Annotated in this window: 14 protein-coding genes; 3 read left to right on the forward strand and 11 right to left on the reverse strand. The window is 65.1% G+C overall.

Annotated features, from left to right (window positions below):
* Window positions 1–186 precede the first annotated feature (186 nt).
* The 9 genes from murA to rpsT form a co-directional block, all read right to left on the reverse strand.
* Window positions 187–1,482 (reverse strand): UDP-N-acetylglucosamine 1-carboxyvinyltransferase, encoded by a 1,296-nt coding sequence (murA, locus tag IVB26_RS00945; RefSeq protein ID WP_247970208.1) that lies wholly within the window; start codon window positions 1,480–1,482, stop codon window positions 187–189.
* Between the two features lie 125 nt (window positions 1,483–1,607).
* Window positions 1,608–2,075, reverse strand: a complete 468-nt coding sequence (locus IVB26_RS00950; protein ID WP_247970209.1) for a hypothetical protein — start codon at window positions 2,073–2,075, stop codon at window positions 1,608–1,610.
* A 191-nt stretch (window positions 2,076–2,266) separates the two neighbouring features.
* Window positions 2,267–4,702, reverse strand: a complete 2,436-nt coding sequence (gyrB, locus tag IVB26_RS00955; protein WP_247970210.1) for a DNA topoisomerase (ATP-hydrolyzing) subunit B — start codon at window positions 4,700–4,702, stop codon at window positions 2,267–2,269.
* 312 nt (window positions 4,703–5,014) lie between these two features.
* Window positions 5,015–7,180 carry a hypothetical protein gene (locus IVB26_RS00960; RefSeq protein WP_247970211.1) on the reverse strand — a complete coding sequence of 722 codons (2,166 nt, stop codon included), beginning with the start codon at window positions 7,178–7,180 and terminating at the stop codon, window positions 5,015–5,017.
* Between the two features lie 159 nt (window positions 7,181–7,339).
* Entirely contained in the window at window positions 7,340–8,074 is a 735-nt protein-coding gene (locus tag IVB26_RS00965) for a hypothetical protein (protein ID WP_247970212.1), read from the reverse strand.
* A gap of 108 nt (window positions 8,075–8,182) precedes the next feature.
* Window positions 8,183–9,319: a DNA replication/repair protein RecF gene (recF, locus tag IVB26_RS00970; protein WP_247970213.1), complete on the reverse strand. Its 1,137-nt coding sequence runs from the start codon at window positions 9,317–9,319 to the stop codon at window positions 8,183–8,185.
* A gap of 201 nt (window positions 9,320–9,520) precedes the next feature.
* Entirely contained in the window at window positions 9,521–10,639 is a 1,119-nt protein-coding gene (gene dnaN, locus IVB26_RS00975; protein WP_246931717.1) for a DNA polymerase III subunit beta, read from the reverse strand.
* A 282-nt stretch (window positions 10,640–10,921) separates the two neighbouring features.
* Window positions 10,922–12,331, reverse strand: a complete 1,410-nt coding sequence (gene dnaA / locus IVB26_RS00980; protein ID WP_247970214.1) for a chromosomal replication initiator protein DnaA — start codon at window positions 12,329–12,331, stop codon at window positions 10,922–10,924.
* A 1,278-nt stretch (window positions 12,332–13,609) separates the two neighbouring features.
* Window positions 13,610–13,876, reverse strand: a complete 267-nt coding sequence (gene rpsT, locus IVB26_RS00985) for a 30S ribosomal protein S20 (RefSeq protein ID WP_212083530.1) — start codon at window positions 13,874–13,876, stop codon at window positions 13,610–13,612.
* 379 nt (window positions 13,877–14,255) lie between these two features.
* Between rpsT and IVB26_RS00990 the strand changes: the two genes are divergently transcribed.
* The 3 genes from IVB26_RS00990 to IVB26_RS01000 all read left to right on the forward strand — a co-directional run bounded on the left by IVB26_RS00990 (window position 14,256) and on the right by IVB26_RS01000 (window position 16,406).
* A complete protein-coding gene (locus tag IVB26_RS00990; protein WP_028133689.1) occupies window positions 14,256–14,573 on the forward strand; it encodes a hypothetical protein in 318 nt (105 codons plus the stop codon).
* Window positions 14,574–14,750: 177 nt separating this feature from the next.
* The gene (msrA, locus tag IVB26_RS00995) at window positions 14,751–15,407 is read left to right on the forward strand and encodes a peptide-methionine (S)-S-oxide reductase MsrA (protein ID WP_247970215.1); all 657 of its coding nucleotides are present in this window, start codon (window positions 14,751–14,753) and stop codon (window positions 15,405–15,407) included.
* Window positions 15,408–15,662: 255 nt separating this feature from the next.
* Window positions 15,663–16,406, forward strand: a complete 744-nt coding sequence (locus IVB26_RS01000) for a polysaccharide biosynthesis/export family protein (RefSeq protein ID WP_247970216.1) — start codon at window positions 15,663–15,665, stop codon at window positions 16,404–16,406.
* A 1-nt stretch (window position 16,407) separates the two neighbouring features.
* Here the strand turns inward: IVB26_RS01000 and IVB26_RS01005 are convergent, their stop codons facing one another.
* Together IVB26_RS01005 and IVB26_RS01010 are read right to left on the reverse strand one after the other, a co-directional pair.
* Complete coding sequence (locus IVB26_RS01005) at window positions 16,408–16,890, reverse strand: hypothetical protein (protein WP_247970217.1); 483 nt, start codon at window positions 16,888–16,890, stop codon at window positions 16,408–16,410.
* Between the two features lie 173 nt (window positions 16,891–17,063).
* Window positions 17,064–17,735 carry a dienelactone hydrolase family protein gene (locus IVB26_RS01010; protein WP_247970218.1) on the reverse strand — a complete coding sequence of 224 codons (672 nt, stop codon included), beginning with the start codon at window positions 17,733–17,735 and terminating at the stop codon, window positions 17,064–17,066.
* Window positions 17,736–17,800: the final 65 nt, after the last annotated feature.

Genomic DNA, 17,800 nt, shown 5'->3' on the forward strand with positions numbered 1-17,800 from the left:
GCGAAACGCGAAGCGCCCTTCTTCCCCTCTCCCCCCTGTGGGAGAAGGTGGCTCGCCGCGCAGCGGCGAGACGGGTGAGGGGTATGCCTCGACGATTTCAGATCAAAATTGGACTCGCGGATGGAGACCCCTCATCCGGCGCTTCGCGCCACCTTCTTCCACAAGGGGAGAAGGAAGAGGTACACCTCAGCCCTTCCGCTCCGGCACGCGCTTGATCTTCGCACCCAGCGCGTTGAGCCGCTCTTCGATGCGCTCGTAGCCGCGCTCGATCTGGTCGGCGTTGTTGATGGTGGAGGTGCCCTGGGCGCACACGGCCGCCAGCAGCATGGCCATGCCGGCGCGGATGTCGGGCGAGGTCATGGTCGCGCCGTGCAGGCGGCTGGGCCCTGCGATGATCGCGCGGTGCGGGTCGCAAAGCACGATGCGCGCGCCCATCGCGATCAGCTTGTCGACGAAGAACATCCGCGATTCGAACATCTTCTCGAACATCAGGATCACGCCCTCGCATTGCGTGGCGGTGACGATCGCGATCGACATCAGGTCGGCCGGGAAGGCCGGCCAGGGCTGGTCTTCCAGCTTCGGCACGTGGCCGCCGAAATCGTCCTGGATTTTCAGCGTCTGGTTCGACGGCACGATGAGATCGTCGCCCTCGACGCGGCAGACGATACCGAGCCGCTCGAACCCCATGCGGATCGAGCGCAGATGCTCGACACCGGCGCGCGTGATACGCAGCGGCGAACGCGTCACGGCAGCAAGCCCGATCAGCGAGCCGACCTCGATATGGTCGGGCTGGATCCGATAGGTCGCAGTGCCCAGAGTCGCCGGCCCATGCACGATCATGGTGTTGGTGCCGATGCCCTCGATCTTCGCACCGAGCGCGACCAGGAAGTTGGCGAGATCCTGCACATGCGGCTCGGAGGCCGCGTTGCGCAAATAGGTGACGCCGTCGGCGGCGACCGCCGCCACCAGCGCGTTCTCCGTCGCGGTGACGCTCGGCTCGTCCAGGAACACGTCCGCGCCGGCAAGCTTGGGTGCGCGGAATTCGAGCCGGTCGGTCGCGGTGACTTTTGCGCCGAGCTGTTCCAAAGCCAGCACATGGGTATCCAGCCTGCGGCGGCCGATGACGTCGCCGCCGGGCGGCGGCAGCATCACTTCGCCGCAGCGCGCGAGCAGGGGGCCTGCCAGCAGGATCGAAGCGCGGATGCGCACGCACAGCTCGGGGTCGAGATCGGCGGCGCGGATGCTTTTGGCGTGGATGTGAAGCGTATTTCGGGCGGTCCATTCCGCCGCCGCACCGACCGAGCGGATCAGCTCGACCAGCGTCTCGGTATCGCGGATGCGCGGCACGTTCTCCAGCGTCACCGGATGCTCGGTGAGCAGGGCCGCGGCGATGATCGGCAGCGCCGAATTCTTGTTGCCGGACGGCTCGATCGAGCCCGAGAGCCGGTGACCGCCCTCGACAATGTATTGGATGGGCGCCACGGGGATTTCTCGCTGTCCTGTTGGGTGGGCTGTTTCGGGGCGGAAACTACAGAGAATCGAGCGCGGGAGCAATTGCGCTGGCCGGGCCCGCCCATCGATCTGGAGCTTGTGGCAGGCGGCAGCTCTTAGAACAACCCGATGATGTTCCCCACCACATAGAGGATCGCGATCAGGATCAGCGCACCGATCATGACGAAGGAGATTTCGATCGCGATGGCGCCGGTGCCGAGCGCGGCGGCGACGGCGGCGAGGAGCCGTTCTTCCCGGAAGATCAGCGAGAGGACCGAGAGCAGGATGGCGAGCAGGCCGAGCGAGATTGCGGTGACTGACGCGGTTTCGCTCCAGCTTCGTCCTGGCGATTTCTCGACCTTCGGAGCCTGATATTCCACGCCTTTCACCTTCGCGATGACCCGGTCCTTGATGCGATGTCCGGTCTCGACGATCACCTTGTCCGCAGGCGGCGGAGGAAACACGATCGGCACGACCCAATGCGGCAGCACCGCCGCCATCAGCGCCAGCACGCCGACGATGCTGCCGATCACGCCGAGACGGCGGGATGGCACGGCGGAACTGGGCGTTGCAGAGGCGGTCATGACGTGGCGTCCCGGCCGGAAAGGCCGCTGGGTTCATGCTACTTCGTCGCGAGGAACGCTGGTGAGATTCAGGAACGCAAGGATTGGCCGACATGCCCGGGCTTGTCCCGGGCTTCCACGTTCTTTGTGCCGCAGTTGAGACGTGGGTGGCCGGGTCAAGCCCGGCCATGACGTTGTGGAAGCAGCAAGCGCTAGATATCGATCGTCGCGCTCAGCGAATGTTCCTGGATGAAGTCGCGGCGCGGCTCGACCACGTCGCCCATCAGCTTGGTGAAGATGTCATCGGCCTCGTCGACCTCCTTGACTTTCACCTGCAGCAGCGAGCGCACGTCGGTATCCAGCGTCGTCTCCCAGAGCTGCTCCGGGTTCATCTCGCCGAGACCCTTGTAGCGCTGCAGCGAGATGCCCTTGCGGCCGGCCTCGGTCACCGCCTCAAACAGGTCGACCGGGCCATGGACCATGTGCTCGGTATCCTTCCGCCGCAGCTTGCCGGAGCGCGCATAGACGTCCTGGAGTTTCGTCGTGTACTCGTCGAGCTTTCGGGCTTCGGCCGATCCCAGGAAGGCGTCGTCGATCACAGCGGTTTCCTTGACGCCGCGCACGGTGCGCTCGAACTGGAAGCCCTGGCCTTCCACGTATTGCCCGATCCAGCCGCGCTCGACCTCCTCGGCCTGATTGTCCAGCCGGCTCGCAATGTACTGCGCGGCGGCAGCGGCCTTCTCGGGATCGCCGTAGATCGATTTGTTCAGCACGCCGGTGATGGCGGCCTGCTCGATGACCTTGCGGTTATAGCGGCTGTGCAGGTTGCGCAAAATGCTGCGCACCACGCGCGCGTCGTCGACCAGCGAGCGCAGGTCGCGGCCGGTGCGGTCGCCGCCGGTGCCGGGAATGTAGACGCAGTCGTCGAGGCCGGCGTCGATCAGATAGTCTTCCAGCGCCCGCTCGTCCTTCAGATATTGCTCGGACTTGCCGCGCGAGACCTTATAGAGCGGCGGCTGGGCGATATAGAGATAGCCGCCGTCGATGATGTCGCGCATCTGCCGGTAGAAAAAGGTGAGCAGCAGCGTGCGGATGTGGGCGCCGTCGACGTCGGCGTCCGTCATCACGATGATCTTGTGATAGCGCAGCTTCTCGACCGAGAACTCGTCGCTGATGCCGGTGCCGAGCGCGGTGATCAGCGTGCCGATCTGCTCGCTTCCCAGCATCTTGTCGGGGCGGACGCGTTCGACGTTCAAGATCTTGCCGCGGAGCGGCAAGACGGCCTGGAATTCGCGGTTGCGGCCCTGCTTGGCGCTGCCGCCTGCCGAGTCGCCCTCGACGATGAAGAGCTCGGACTTGGCCGGATCCTTTTCCTGGCAGTCGGCGAGCTTGCCCGGCAGCGAGGAGACCGAGAGCGGGCTCTTGCGCGTCAGCTCGCGCGCTTTTCGCGCGGCTTCGCGGGCGGCCGCGGCCTGGATCACCTTGCCGACGATCATCTTGGCTTCGCTCGGATGCTCCTCGAACCAGGCCTGGAGCGCCTCGTTGAGGACGTTCTCGACCACGGGGCGCACTTCCGAGGAAACCAGCTTGTCCTTGGTCTGCGACGAGAATTTCGGATCCGGCACCTTCACCGATAGCACGGCGGTGAGACCTTCGCGGCAGTCGTCGCCGGTCAGCGCGATCTTTTCCTTTTTCGCGTTGGCCTCGGCATAGCCGTTGACCTGGCGCGTCAGCGCGCCACGAAAGCCGGCCAGATGGGTGCCGCCGTCACGCTGCGGGATGTTGTTGGTGAAACACAGCACGTTCTCGTGGTAGCTGTCGTTCCACCACAAGGCGGCCTCGACGCCGATGCCGTTGGCTTCCGCGCGCACCATGATCGGCGCCGGCACGATCGCCTTCTTGTTGCGGTCGAGATATTTGACAAATTCCTCGACGCCGCCGGAATAGTGCATCTCCTCGCGCTTCTCGACCGCGTGACGCATGTCGGAGAGGGCGATGTTGACGCCGGAATTGAGGAAGGCGAGCTCGCGCAGCCGGTGCTCGAGCGTTGCGAAGTCGTATTCGATGTTCTTGAAGGTCTCGGGGGAAGCGTAGAACGTCACCTCGGTGCCGCGCTTGCCCGGCGCATCGCCGACGACCTGGAGCGGTGCAACGGCGTCGCCATGGGCGAACTCGATGGTATGCTCCTTGTTGTCGCGCCAGATGCGCAGCACGAGCTTGCTCGACAGCGCGTTGACGACGGAGACGCCTACGCCGTGCAGACCGCCGGAAACCTTGTAGGAGTTCTGGTCGAACTTACCGCCGGCGTGGAGCTGGGTCATGATGACCTCGGCCGCCGAGATGCCTTCGCCCTTGTGGATGTCGACGGGAATGCCGCGGCCGTCGTCGCGCACGGTGACGGAATTGTCGGCGTTGAGCACGACATCGACACGCGTGGCATGGCCCGCCAGCGCTTCGTCGATCGCGTTGTCGACGACTTCGTACACCATGTGGTGCAGGCCCGAGCCGTCGTCGGTGTCGCCGATATACATGCCCGGGCGCTTGCGGACGGCGTCGAGACCCTTGAGCACGCGGATCGATTCCGCACCGTATTCGCTCGGATTGGAGGGCTCGTTTTCGGCAGCGGGCTGCCGAGCAGGTTCTGTCATGAGAGGCCTTCGAAATGTCGCCCGAATCAGCGGCGCAAAAGGCGCTGATTTGCAGGCTATTTGTGCCACGAAAGACCGCTTGCGCCTAGCGCAAAGTATCTTCCGGCAACCCTTTGAGCAGATAGGGTTTTTGGGCGAGTTTTCAAGACTTTTGAAGGCCGATTCCGGCCGCTGCAAAAAGCCCGATTCGAGCGCCTGCTTGGGCCTCGAAAAGGGGTGGATTTTGGGGGCGGGAAGGGTGGTTCCGGGGTGCGTTCACACCGGTGCCGTCATGCCCGGGCTTGTTGTTTAGCCCGGCCATGACGATCAACCTCAGTACATCTGAAGCGGCAGCACGTCCCCGCTCGGGCCCACCAGAAGGCCCCAGGCCTCGCCGGCGGCAACAGTCAGGGCCTCGGTGCGGGCGGGTTGCCCGGGCATGCGCAGCGCGTACTGGTACTTGCCCGGGGGCAGATCGAGCATCGGGCCCTTCGGTGATCGCGGGCCGCCGGCGCCTGCCGCGATCTTCACCGTCTGCTTGTTGATCGTCAGCGAGGCCTCGTTCGGTCCCATATTTCCGAGCATGAGCCTCGCTTGTCCCGCCTTCGGCATGATGTCGGCCTTAACAGCCGCATCGGAATTCTTCTGCGCCAGATTGACCGTGGTCTCGCCCTTGGCCCGGTCGAGCTTGAGCACGGCGGGTCCCTGCGGCGAGGTGAAGTCGATCTGTGCGTGCTCTGCCGACACGGTCGCGCCGTCGGTCTTTTCCTGCCAGCTGAGCTTGGATAGCTCCGCCCGGTAGAAGGCGAGGACGTCCTGGAGCGGCGCCGGGATGCTGGCTGTCAGCTCGCGGCGGAGCGGCGCCTCGCCGCCGGGTACCTTCGTGGTGGCCAGCGATTTCGACGAACGCTGCGTCGGCACGGGCAATTGGGAGTCAGCATCTGGCTTGAGCGGCTCGGAGGATTTGGCCTGTACTTCCACCTCCGCAGCGGCCGCAGGCTTGGCCGCTTCCGTCACCAGGCCCGATCCGTCGGCCCGGACATTCACCTTCGGACCCATCTGCATCACGGTCATCGAGATCGACTTGCCGCCCTTGGCGAACGCCATCACCGCCATGTTGGGCTGGTTGATGACCGAAGGCTGCTCCTTCCAGCCCGAGCTCTTCAGCGCCGTGCGATAGAAGCTGCTGAGTGCCTTCACGCTCGATGCCGCGGAGAACTCCAGCCGGCCGTCGCCGCCTTCGAACTTCACGCCTTCGGCGTTTTCGGGCAGCGGCACCGGCGTCTTGCTGTCGGCGAGCGCAGTGAGCGGCGCGTCCGACAGCGAGGCGGCCTGCGTTTTGCGCCTGGCCTCATCGGCAGCGATGAGCTGCTGAGCCGCACCCAAGGCATCGCCGAGGAACCTGTCGTCGGCCTCTTTCTTCGCCCTGGCGCGGGCCGCCAGCGCTGATTCCTTCACCTGCGCGGTCAGGCTGATCATGGTGAAATCATGTTTGCGGCCGAGCCGCAGCACGCCGGTCTCCTCGGCGGAAGAGATCTTGATCGCGACCTCGTCACCGGGAAGGAGCGGCGCGTTGCCATCCTCCTGCCAGCCGCGCGCGGCGAGCTCGCGATGATAGAAGGCGCGCACGGCGGGCAGCTCGGCCATCGCGGCGGCGCTGATCTCGCGCTTGTTGGAGCTTGCGCTGCCGAGGCCCCGCGCCGATTTGGTTGGCTTCGGCCGTGGCAGGCCGGCCATGTCATCATCGGCCTGGAGCTCTTCGGGCAGCGCGAACGGCGCCACCCTGATCTCGACATTGGTGCGGCCATCGTCGCGGCGCGTCAGCGTCAGCATCACCGGCTTCTGCTTGTAGAACTGCGTCGTGTCGCCGTCGGGATGGTCGTAGAACACACGCACGCCGTTCGGGACGGTCTCGCCGAGATCGGCATTCGGCCAGCGCGCCGCCGTCTCGGGCGTGAGCTTGCGCCAACCAATCGCCGCCATGTCTTTCGCAAAGAACTGCGCGGTCGCGTCGAGCGCGCTGGGCGCGATGCAGCCGAGATAGGGCCGGGTCTCGTCGAACACGAGGTCGGTCGCGCCGTCCGGGAAAGACACGTTGGAATAAATCCGGCTCGGCGTGTAGGACACGGCGGACTGATCGGGACGCCCGCGCGCCTGCGTAAGGGAGACGCGTAGCCCCTGCCGTCCCTTCTTGAAGCTCAGCGCGGTGCTTTTCTCATCCAGCGGATAAACATAGGGCACCCAGCCGTCGGCGCTCAGCAGTTTCCTGGTGGCGTCCAACGTGGCGGTAACGGCGGTAGGCACGGTATAGATCACGCGATGGTTGTCGGGGCGTGAGGTGTCCTCCACCGCGCCCTCGAGACGCGGCAGCGCATGGACGTCGACGATGCCGTCGTCTGCGGCGCCCGCCGGACGCGAGGTGCTCGCCATCGCGAGAATGCCGCAGGCAAGCAGCAGCCATCTTGCCGGGACTTGCGCCCCGCGCCGGATCATCGGCATCGTCAAAACTCCTGGATGTTACGCGGGTCGTCCTGCCCTCGCGCATTGGCAGGCTGCGGCGCCATCGGCGCGCGGCCTCAGACGAGAAGTCGCGGTGGGAACCAGAGAGGTTCAACGGAGATCGTCCGGCCGGCGCGAAGGCCTGGACAGGCCGAGGGCTCAGTACAGCTGCAGCGGCGGCCACGCGTCACCATCGCGCCCGACCGTGAGCTCCCAGGTATCGCCGGCCGCGACGGTGAGGGTGTTCGTGGTGACCGGATAGCCCGGCACGCCCAGCCTGTAGGGATATTTGCCGGGCACGAGGTCCAGCGCGACAGCGTTCGCGCCGGCCCGGCGCGGGATGGTTTGCTCGTTGATCTCGAGCACGGCTTCCTTTTCGCCGATGTTGCTGAACACCAGCTTCGCCTGTCCCGGCTCTGGAAGGACGTTCGCTTTGGTCGCCGTCTGCGCGTTCTTCTGCACGAGATGGACCGATGTGCCGGAATCCTTGCGGTCGAGTTTCAACGCGGCCGGCCCCAGCGGCGAGACGAAGGCGAGCTGGATGTGATCGGCGCCGATCACCGCGTCATCATGCTGTTCCTGCCAGCCGAGCCTTCCAAGCTCGGTGCGATAGAACGCGAGCACGTCGCCGAGCGCTGCGGGCACGGTGGCTTCCAGCCTGACACGAAGCGGCGCTTCGACGCCCCGCATCAGCGTGGTGTGGATTCCTCTGTAATTGTAACGGGTCGGTGCGGGCAGCTTGGCATCGGAATCCAGCGTCAGCGTCGTCGGAAACAGATGGGGCAGCGTGGCGCCGGCGCTGGCCGCGAGCAGGCACATCGCAAGCAGGACGAGGCCATACGCAAACATCCGCCATCGTGCCGGGGCTCGCGCCCCATGCCTCACCGTTGTCATGCTCATGCTCCAAGGATATCGCGCGTGTCAAAATTCGGCGCGATGGCCGCTGCCAGCGGCCTCAAGCAGCTAGTCGCTGATGAAACCGAGCGGGTTCAACCCGTCGGCCTAGCTTCGGGCCGAGACCTGTCCGCTCTCGACGTCGAAGACTTCGCCTCCGGCGCCGATCTCGGCGAAGGCCGCCGGGTCCGCGCCGGTCAGCCACACCTGCGCGCCGAGCGTCTTCAGCTCGTCGAACAGCGCGGCGCGGCGGTTCGGATCGAGATGGGCGACGACCTCGTCCAGCAGCAGCAGCGGCACGATGCCGGTCATTTCCGCCACCAGCGTCGCATGCGCCAGCACGAGGCCGATCAGCAGCGCCTTCTGCTCCCCCGTCGAGGCATCGCGCGCCGGCATGCTCTTGGGCGCATAGATCACCTGGAGATCGGTGAGATGCGGGCCGTCGGTGGTGCGGCCGGCGATGGCATCGCGCGGGCGGTTGTCGCGCAGGATCTGCCGGTAGCGGTCCTCGACCGACGTCGCGGTCTCCTGCAGCAGCGCGTTCTCCATCCAGCCGTCGAGCGCGATTTTAGCCGATGGGAAGGCGGAGGCCTGCGCGCGCGCGTTCAGCATGCCGGTGAGCCTTGCTGCGGTCTGCCCGCGCGTTGCCGCGACCGCGACCGCAAGCTCCGCGGTCTCGCGCTCGATCGCGTCACACCAATGGTCGTCGTAATTGCGGGTTTCGAGCAGGCGGTTGCGCGAGCGTAGCGACCGTTCCAGCGCCGAAATGCGGCTGGAATGATCGCTGTCGATGGCGAGCACCAGGCGGTCGAAGAAGCGCCGCCGCTCCGAGCCTGCGCCCATGAACAGCCCATCCATCGCCGGCGTCAGCCACACCATGCGGATGTGGTCGCCGAAGGCTGCGGCCGAATTGACCGGCTCGCGGTCGATCCGGCAGCGCCGGCTCATTGTGCTGTCGGGCCGCGGCGTATCGATGCCGGTGCCGAGCGTCGCCAGCCCCAGCGCGCCCTCGACCTGCGCCGACACCGCCCAGGAGCCGTCGCCCTGGTTGTCGGCAACGTCCTCCAGCGTCGCGCGCCGCAGGCCGCGTCCCGGCGACAGGAACGAGATCGCCTCGATGCAATTGGTCTTGCCCGCCCCGTTCGGCCCGACCAGCGCCACCATGTCAGCCGCCGTCTCGAGCCCCGCCGCCCGATAATTGCGAAAATGCGTCAGCGTCAGGCGATGAATGCGGGAGGGGGTCATATGCTATTCGTCATGGGCACGCGCTCTCCTTCGCGGGAGCATGCCGTAGGGTGGGCAAAGGCGCGCTCTGCGCGCGCCGTGCCCACGTCTCGCCGCGATCCGGGCCGCTGCATGGTGGGCACGCTTTCGCCTTCGCTCTTCGAGCTACGGCGCAAGCTTTGCCCACCCTACGGCTCCGATGGATGGTCGAGAGAGCGCCCCTCACACCCGCATCGGCATCAGCACGTACAGCGCGCTCTTGTCGTCGCGGTCTTGCACCAGGGTCGGGGAGCCGGGGTCGGCGAGCCTGAGCGTTGCGACGTCGCCTTCGATCTGGGCGGCGATGTCGAGCAGATAGCGGGAGTTGAAGCCGATATCGAGGGCGTCGGAAGCGTATTCGACCTCGAGTTCTTCGGTCGCGCTGCCGGAATCCGGATTGGTCACCGACAGCACCAGCTTGCCCGGCGCCAGCGACAGCTTGACCGCGCGGCCACGCTCGCTCGAAATCGTCGAGACGCGGTCGACCGCGTTCTCGAAATCCTTCTTGTCGACGACGAGCTCCTTGTCGTTGCCTTGCGGGATGACGCGGCCGTAGTCGGGGAAGGTGCCGTCGATCAGTTTCGAGGTCAGCACGACGTTACCGATCGTAAAGCGGATTTTGGCCTGCGACAGCTCGATCGTCATCTCGGCGTCGGTGTCCTCGATCAGGCGCTGCACCTCGCCGACGGTCTTGCGCGGCACGATGACGCCGGGCATGCCCTCGGCGCCCTTGGGCTGCACCAGATCGAGCTGGGCGAGGCGGTGGCCGTCGGTGGCGACGCCGCGCAGGGTGGCGGCCTTAGGCGTGCCGGCGGCGTGCAGATAGATGCCGTTGAGGTAGTAGCGCGTCTCCTCGGTGGAGATCGCGAACTGGGTGCGGTCGATCAGTCGCTTGACGTCCTTGGCCGCGAGCGAGAAGGAATGCGACATGTCGCCGGCGGCCAGATCCGGGAAATCATTCTCCGGCAGGGTCTGCAGCGTGAAGCGGGAGCGGCCGGCGCGGATCGCCAGCACGGCGCGGTCGCCGTCGGCCTCCAGCACGATCTGCGAACCATCCGGCAGCTTGCGGACGATGTCGTAGAACATGTGCGCCGGCACGGTGGTGGAGCCCGCGGTCGCGGTTTCCGCCGGCAGTGTCTCCGTCACCTCGAGGTCGAGGTCGGTCGCCTTCAGCGACAATTTGGCGTTCTCGGCGCGAACCAGCACGTTGCCGAGGATCGGAATCGTGTTGCGGCGCTCGACCACGCGGTGGACATGACCCAGCGACTTCAGGAGTTGCGCGCGTTCGACCGTAACCTTCATTGCACTACTCGCCCGATCCCCAAGGAAACACAACGTTGAGAAGGCCGGGCGGCGGGACGCGCGCCACGGCACCGAAGACCCCGGAAAGCCGGATCATCCAGCCGATATGACCAAAGCCGTCGGGGTCGCGCAAGGTGGCGCGGAAAGTCATCCTTTTCAAGAGATTGCCGAGCAGTTCCCCACGATTTACCGCCCCAGAACCAGGGTCGCCGCCCAGGCAAACGAAGACCGCCGCCCAGGCATGGCCGGGCGGCGGGAGAATGGCAGGAGCGCCTTAGGCGTTTATTCCTGAAGCTGGCGCTTCAGCGACTCCACTTCCTCCGACAGCGCGTTGTCCTTGGAGACTAGGGCCTCGATCTTGCGCACGGCGTGCAGCACCGTGGTGTGGTCGCGCCCGCCGAAGCGGCGGCCGATCTCCGGGAGCGAGCGCAGCGTCAGCGTCTTGGCGAGATACATCGCCACCTGGCGCGGACGGACCACGTTGGCGGTGCGGCGCGAGGAGAGGAGGTCGGAGCGGCTGACATTATACTGCCGCGCCACCACGCGCTGGATGTCCTCGATCTTGATCCGCTTCGGCTCCTGCGGCCGGACCAGGTCGCGCACCTCGTGCTCGGCCATTTCCAGCGTCACCGGCCGGTTGTTGAGTTTCGAGTGCGCGAGCAGACGGTTGATCGCGCCTTCGAGGTCGCGGCCGTTATGGGTGATGGTGCGCGCCAGATAGTGCAGCACCTCCTCGGGCACTTCGAACGTCGCATGATGGGCGCGGGCGGCGGCGACGCGAGACTTGAGAATGCCGTGGCGCAGCTCCTCGCCGAGCGAGCCCATCTCGACCACGAGGCCGCCGGCAAGCCGCGAGCGCACGCGGTCATCGAGGCTTTCGAGATCGGACGGCGGCCGGTCGGCTGCGATTACGACCTGGCGGCCGGCATCGATCAGCGCGTTCAGCGTGTGACAGAACTCGGCCTGGGTCGACTTGCCCTGCAGGAACTGGAGATCGTCGATGACCAGCACGTCGATGCCGCGCAGCGCTTCCTTGAAGGCCAGCGCGGTCTGCGTCTTCAGCGCGGCGACGAAGCCGTACATGAATTTTTCCGCCGTGAGATACAGCACCTTGCGCTCGTTGCCGGAATTGCCGGCCCAGGTCACCGCCTGGAGCAGATGCGTCTTGCCGAGCCCGACGCCGGCATGGATGTAGAGCGGGTTGAACATCACGGGGTCGCCGCGGCGACCTTCCGCGACCTGACGCGCGGCTGCATGGGCCAGCGTGTTGGAGCGGCCGACGACGAAGCTCGCAAAGGTCAGGCGCGGATCGAGCGGCGAGCCGCCGAGCGCGTCGTGATTGGCCGAGACCGGCGCGGTCGCGGTCGAGCGCAGCTCCGGCGTGGGGGTGCGTCGCATTTCGACCGGCGCCGGGGCTTCCTTCGGTTGCACCACCGGACGCACGGCCGAACGCACCGTGAGGTCGATGCGATGCACTTCCGGCATCTCGGCCTGCCAGCACGACAGCACGCGCTCGGCATAATGGGCCTGAATCCAGCTCTTCAGGAAGCGGGTCGGTACCGAGAGCCGCACGCTCTCGTCCTGCACGCCTTCCAGATCCATGCGTGCAAACCAGCTCGTGTAAACGTCCTCGCCAACGCTCGAGCGCAGCCGACCCTTCACGCGTGACCAGCGATCATGTTCCATTGTCATCGTCAGAAAACTTCTCTTGAGAGATATAGTTGCGTTGTGAGCGCCATGCAGGTGTTCCTGCAGGACCCCTCAGCAGGGCCCTTGGAATGGCGCGACCTCAAAGCGAGTCCATCGTCAGGCATGGCTCGACCGTCCGGCGGGAACGCCGCGTCAGATCAGCGATGTCAGAGATGGAGGGTTCGCGAGGTCAGCGCGTACTCGGCGCTGCGTCACACGCGGGAGGCTGGAGATCTGACGGATCTAGAACGGCATCGTTGGAATTGGAAACGTGCTGAAATACCGCGTTGAGTCCGTAAGACATGATACCTCCCCGTCCTGCCGTGATTGCTCGCGACAAGGTCCTGCGTGTCTTGACGACAGCCGCGCCGTACTCCTGCGCGGATGCCTGCCCGTGTACTGGTCGTCCGCTCGACTTCGCCGCCTTGCGTGCCGGGGTAGCTTCGCGATGTCTCTCATATGCGCTTGGCACGAGGCGGGAAGATCCCGCTTGGAGACATTCAGACAAAGAGCTACCATTCCCATATTGCTATGGGTTGTGAACCGACATCGCTTGTTGAAGCGTCGCCTACGTGCACACCGCCGCCGATTTGCACGCTCGCCCCGTTTCCTAAACCGCGCTGGTCTGAAGATCGTGGGCGCCGCTGACCACTTAAGGAATACACTAAGCGGAAAGACTCGCAACGAATTGATTCACACTTGAGCCACCAAAAAAACTTGACGTCGGTTAACGCCACACGCGACTTGTGCACAGGCTTCGGAGCAAGTTTTTGGATTCGTGCACAGAATCGAAAATGCCGCGCCTCATGTGACAATTCTCCGCCACCGCCAAAATTTTTTAACAAATTCGTCACGCACCCTACGCGCGGGTGAATTTTCCAAACGCTTGCGATCACTATGTCGATAAGTGATTAGCGAGACATCGTTTTTTGAGTCTCGTTTCATAGGGTAACTCCGGCCCGATGTGCGTTCCTGTGAATCTACGGTGTGTAGAACTTTCGTCGCCCGCGGATTCAATTCGAGCGCGCGGCACAGGGGTTTTTTGCAATGCAGTGAAAGTTTCCGCTGTTGCAAAACATCCGCAGGTAGAACTACGGAACGAAGCATAGCGCGGGCGAAGCAAACCTTCCAATCGAAGATCGACTGCGGCGTGACTGCGTGCGTGAAAGATGACAGGCAACAAAAAAGCCCGGCGCGATGCCGGGCTGTTTGACGCGTGCGATGTTCGATCGATCAGTCGACCGATGGTCCGCCGTTACCTGACGAACTTACCTGGCGCGCTTACTTGGCGAGCTTGGCGATCTGCGCGGTGAGCCGCGAGACTTTGCGGCTGGCATTGTTCTTGTGAATGATGTTGCGCTGAGCGGCACGCATCAGTGCGGGCTCGGCATTCGCCAGCGCCTTCGCGGCAGCGGCGCGGTCGCCGGTCGCGATGGCTTCCTCGACGGTGCGGACGGCGCCGCGCATCTGGGTGCGGCGCGACTTGTTGACGGCGGTGCGGCGGGCGATCTTGCGCGTCGCTTTCTTGGCGGAAGTGGTATTGGCCATGGTCTCAATATCCTTTGCGGGTACCGGTCGCGTCTTGGTCGGGTAGCGCCGGCTTGCTTGACCGCGTAATCGACGCTCGGATTTAGGGTGTTCGGTTGCTGGGCTGTCCCCGGAACATGAGGCCTCAAAGAGCCTTTAAGCTCGAGGAGCCTGCAACTGCTCAAAGAACAGCGGCGGCAGGATTGCGCCCGCCGCCAGTTGGCGCCCTTATAGAGAGGGTCTTGCGCACCGTCAACGCTTTCCGGGCTGGAAAAGCGGCCCCGGGGCGCTCCAGGGAGCACGGTAACGCCCTGAAGAGGTTGAATTTCTGCCGTCTCCCGGCTATTGGCAGGCGGCGTTTTGTCGGGTCCTCCGATCGGACGACCATATAAGGTGGGGCATGATCCGCGGCTTTTTCCGACTGATTGGGCTGTTGCTGCTCGCCGGCGGGTTCATCTTCATGGTCTACGACGGCGCCCGCTGGGTGGCCGACCAGACCCTGCGGTTCACCCGGTTCGGCCAGTTCTGGAACGACATCAATCAGGCCAGCCAATCGGCCTTCCGCACCTGGGTCGAGGCCAAGGCGCCCTGGCTCTGGACCTCGGTGATCCGCCTGCTGCTGGATCAGCCGGTCTTTGCCGTCCTCGGCATCCTGGGCATCCTGCTGATGATCCTGTTCCGGCCGCGGAAACCGCTGATCGGCTACTCCCGGGATTGATCTTCAATTCCCGCCGGGATTGATCTTTCAATTCCCGCCGGGATTGAGTGCTGCGAGGCGCGCGGCGTAACAACGCTGCCTGCGCTCACGTAGAGCCCTATATTCCCACCTGATCGCGAGCACGCCGCGTGAGCATCTGGCTCAGGCGACGGACAGCTCGCCTCCGGAGATCCAATCATGCTGTTCATGCGCAAGACCACCGCATTGCCGAGCGCAACTGAGGCGCTGCCCGGCCGTGCGCAAGCCATTCCGAACGCGACCAGCCATTTCGTCAATGGCAGCAAGCTCAAGCCGCCTTATCCCGCCGGCCTCGAGCAGGCCGTCTTCGGGCTCGGCTGTTTCTGGGGCGCCGAGCGCAAGTTCTGGGAGCTCGGCGATGGCATCTATACGACCGCTGTCGGCTATGCCGGCGGCCACACGCCGAACCCGACCTATGAAGAGACCTGTTCGGGGCGCACCGGCCACACCGAAGTGGTGCTGGTCGTGTTCGATCCGAACAAGATCTCCTACGCGAGGCTGTTGAAGACGTTCTGGGAGAGCCACAACCCGACGCAGGGCATGCGTCAGGGCAACGATGTCGGCACGCAGTACCGAAGCGCGATCTACACCTGTTCCGATGCGCAGAAGAAAGCGGCTGACGAGTCGAAGGCGCTCTATCAGAAGGCACTCGCGGCCAAAGGCCTCGGTGCCATCACCACCGAGATCGCGCCATCAGGCGAATTCTATTTCGCCGAGGACTACCATCAGCAATATCTGGCGAAGAATCCCGCCGGCTATTGCGGCCTTGGCGGCACCGGCGTGTCCTGCCCGATCGGGGTGGGTGTGAGCGCGTAAGCCAGCTCCGGGCTCGCCGCACCTCTCCCGCTTGCGGGAGAGGTCGCATTGCATCGTAGATGCAATGCGGGTGAGAGTTTCTCCTCTCGGGGAGTGTCCCGTTGCGGAAACACCCTCTCCCCAACCCTCTCCCGCAAGCGGGAGAGGGAGCGCACCGCGCTCGTGACGAGCATCGCCGCCGTCGCCCCCGCTCAACGCTTTATTAACCATAACTAGTGCATCACTGGAGCCGTCTCGTTTCGAGGGATAGGTCCGGTGCCGGTTGCACGCGCGTTTCGATGGTCGAACTTGGCGTCTTTGGCAGCGTCCGCCGCGCTGACCCTTGGCGGCTGCATGCAGACTGCCGGTCCCGTCGCGATGGTGCAGCCGCGCGCCGATCTCGACTCCATGGCCTATGGCCAGCCCTACAGCGCGCCGCAGCCGGTTGTCGTCGCCGATGGTGGCGGCGCCATTGGCGCGCTACGCAACTCCTTTGCCTCTTCGCCTGCACCCATGCCGGTCGGCTACGCCGCGCCGATGGCGGCGCCGGTACGCTATGACGCCTCCTACCATCTCGATGCCGGCGACAAGCTCCGCGTCGTGGTTTACGGCCAGGAAGGTCTCACCAACAGCTACGCCATCGATGCCGGCGGCTCCATCACCATGCCGCTGATCGGCGCGGTGCCGGCCCGCGGCCGCACCACGGCTGGTCTTGCCGGCGAGATCGCCGCGCGCCTGCGCAACGGCTACATCCGCGAGCCCTCGGTCGCCGTCGAGATCGAGGCCTATCGCCCCTTCTTCATTCTCGGCGAAGTCACGGCGCCCGGCCAGTATCCCTACGTGCCGAACATGACGGTCGAAAGCGCGGTCGCGATCGCCGGCGGCTTCTCGCCGCGCGCCAAGCGCGACGTGGTCACCATCACGCACACCGAGAATGGCGGCTCGATGCGCGCCGTGGTGCCGCTCGGCACCCCCTTGAACCCCGGCGACACCGTGTTCGTCGGCGAGCGCTGGTTCTAGCTCACCTTCGAAAATCCAGCCGCCCGTTCGGAAAACATCCGTCGATCCGCGCAGCGTCCACCACCCGCCCGACCCAGGGACGCGTGATCGCCGGCGTGGTCAGGTTGATGTATTTCCCGACCAAGCGATCCGCGCCCTCGCGCGCGGCCTCGATCAGCCCGTGCCGGCGGCCGTTGTCCCAGTCGAAGCGCAGATAGATCCGGCTGCCCGCGATGCGGATCTCCGCGCGCCCCTGCTTCCACCTGTCCGGCGTATCGCCGGCAATGGTCGGATCGGCGCCGCCGTTCCAGCGGCTCGCCCAGATTCCCTCGATCGGATCTGATGGTGCTGCGATCGCCGCCCACGCCGCCGCGTTGTCGTCCGCGGCATCGCCGGGCAGCGTGGCCGTCGCGGCATAGTCCATCACCTCGGAATCATCGGGTGAGGGGACATCCATGGTTCCGAACGGATTGCGGATGACGAGGTGCGTGACAGCTTGCTGCATGGCGATTTCCCGGCGTGAGTTGGCTTGACCGGCGAGCTCTATCGCCGGGCGGCAGGATGCAGCCACCCGATTTCTGCTTTGAGGCGAGCGGGATCAACTCTCTCCTTCGTCATTCCGGGATGCGCCGCGAAGCGGTGCAGGCCCGGAATGACGAGTGGAGAGAGACACGCGCGCTACTTCAAATGCTTCGCGAAGAACGTCATGCTGCGCGGCCAGGCGATGTCGGCGCTGGTCTTGTCGTAGCTCGCCCGCTCGTCGCAATGGAAGCCGTGCTGCGCGCCCGGATAGACAAAGACCGCCAAATCCGGCCGCTTCGCCTTGATGGTCTCGACGTCGGTCAGGGGGATGCCGGCATCCTTCTCGCCGAAATGCAGCTGCGTCGGCACTTTGGGTGTCTCGTCGGCAAAGCGCACCACCGCGCCGCCGTAATAGCCGATCGCGGCTTTCAGGCCGGTCAATCGCGTCGCCGCGACGAAGGCGATGCTGCCGCCTAGGCAAAAGCCGATGATGCCGACCGGGCCGGCTCCTTTGACCGCGTCGATCGCCGCCTGCGTGTCGCGCAGCATCGCCGTCCAATCCGGATTGGCAACGAACTTGCGCGCCTCCGCGATCTCGTCGGGCGAATAGCCCGACTGGAAGTTCGGTGAGGTCCGGTCGAAGATCGACGGGGCGATCGCGACATAGCCTTCCCCGGCGAGGCGGTCGCAGACCGAGCGGATGTGGTGATTGACGCCAAAGATCTCCTGGATCACCACCACCGCGCCCTTCGGCGCGCCGCTGGGATCGGCGCGATAGGCGCCGAGCTGGAAATTGTCGGATGCCGTCAGCTTGATGTCTTGTCCCACGCGGGTTGTCCTTGTTGGTTGCTACAAACTCTGCTGTCTCCCCTCATCCTGAGGAGCGCGCTCTT

The sequence above is a fragment of the Bradyrhizobium sp. 195 genome (assembly GCF_023101665.1).
In the GTDB taxonomy this organism is placed as follows: Bacteria; Pseudomonadota; Alphaproteobacteria; order Rhizobiales; family Xanthobacteraceae; genus Bradyrhizobium.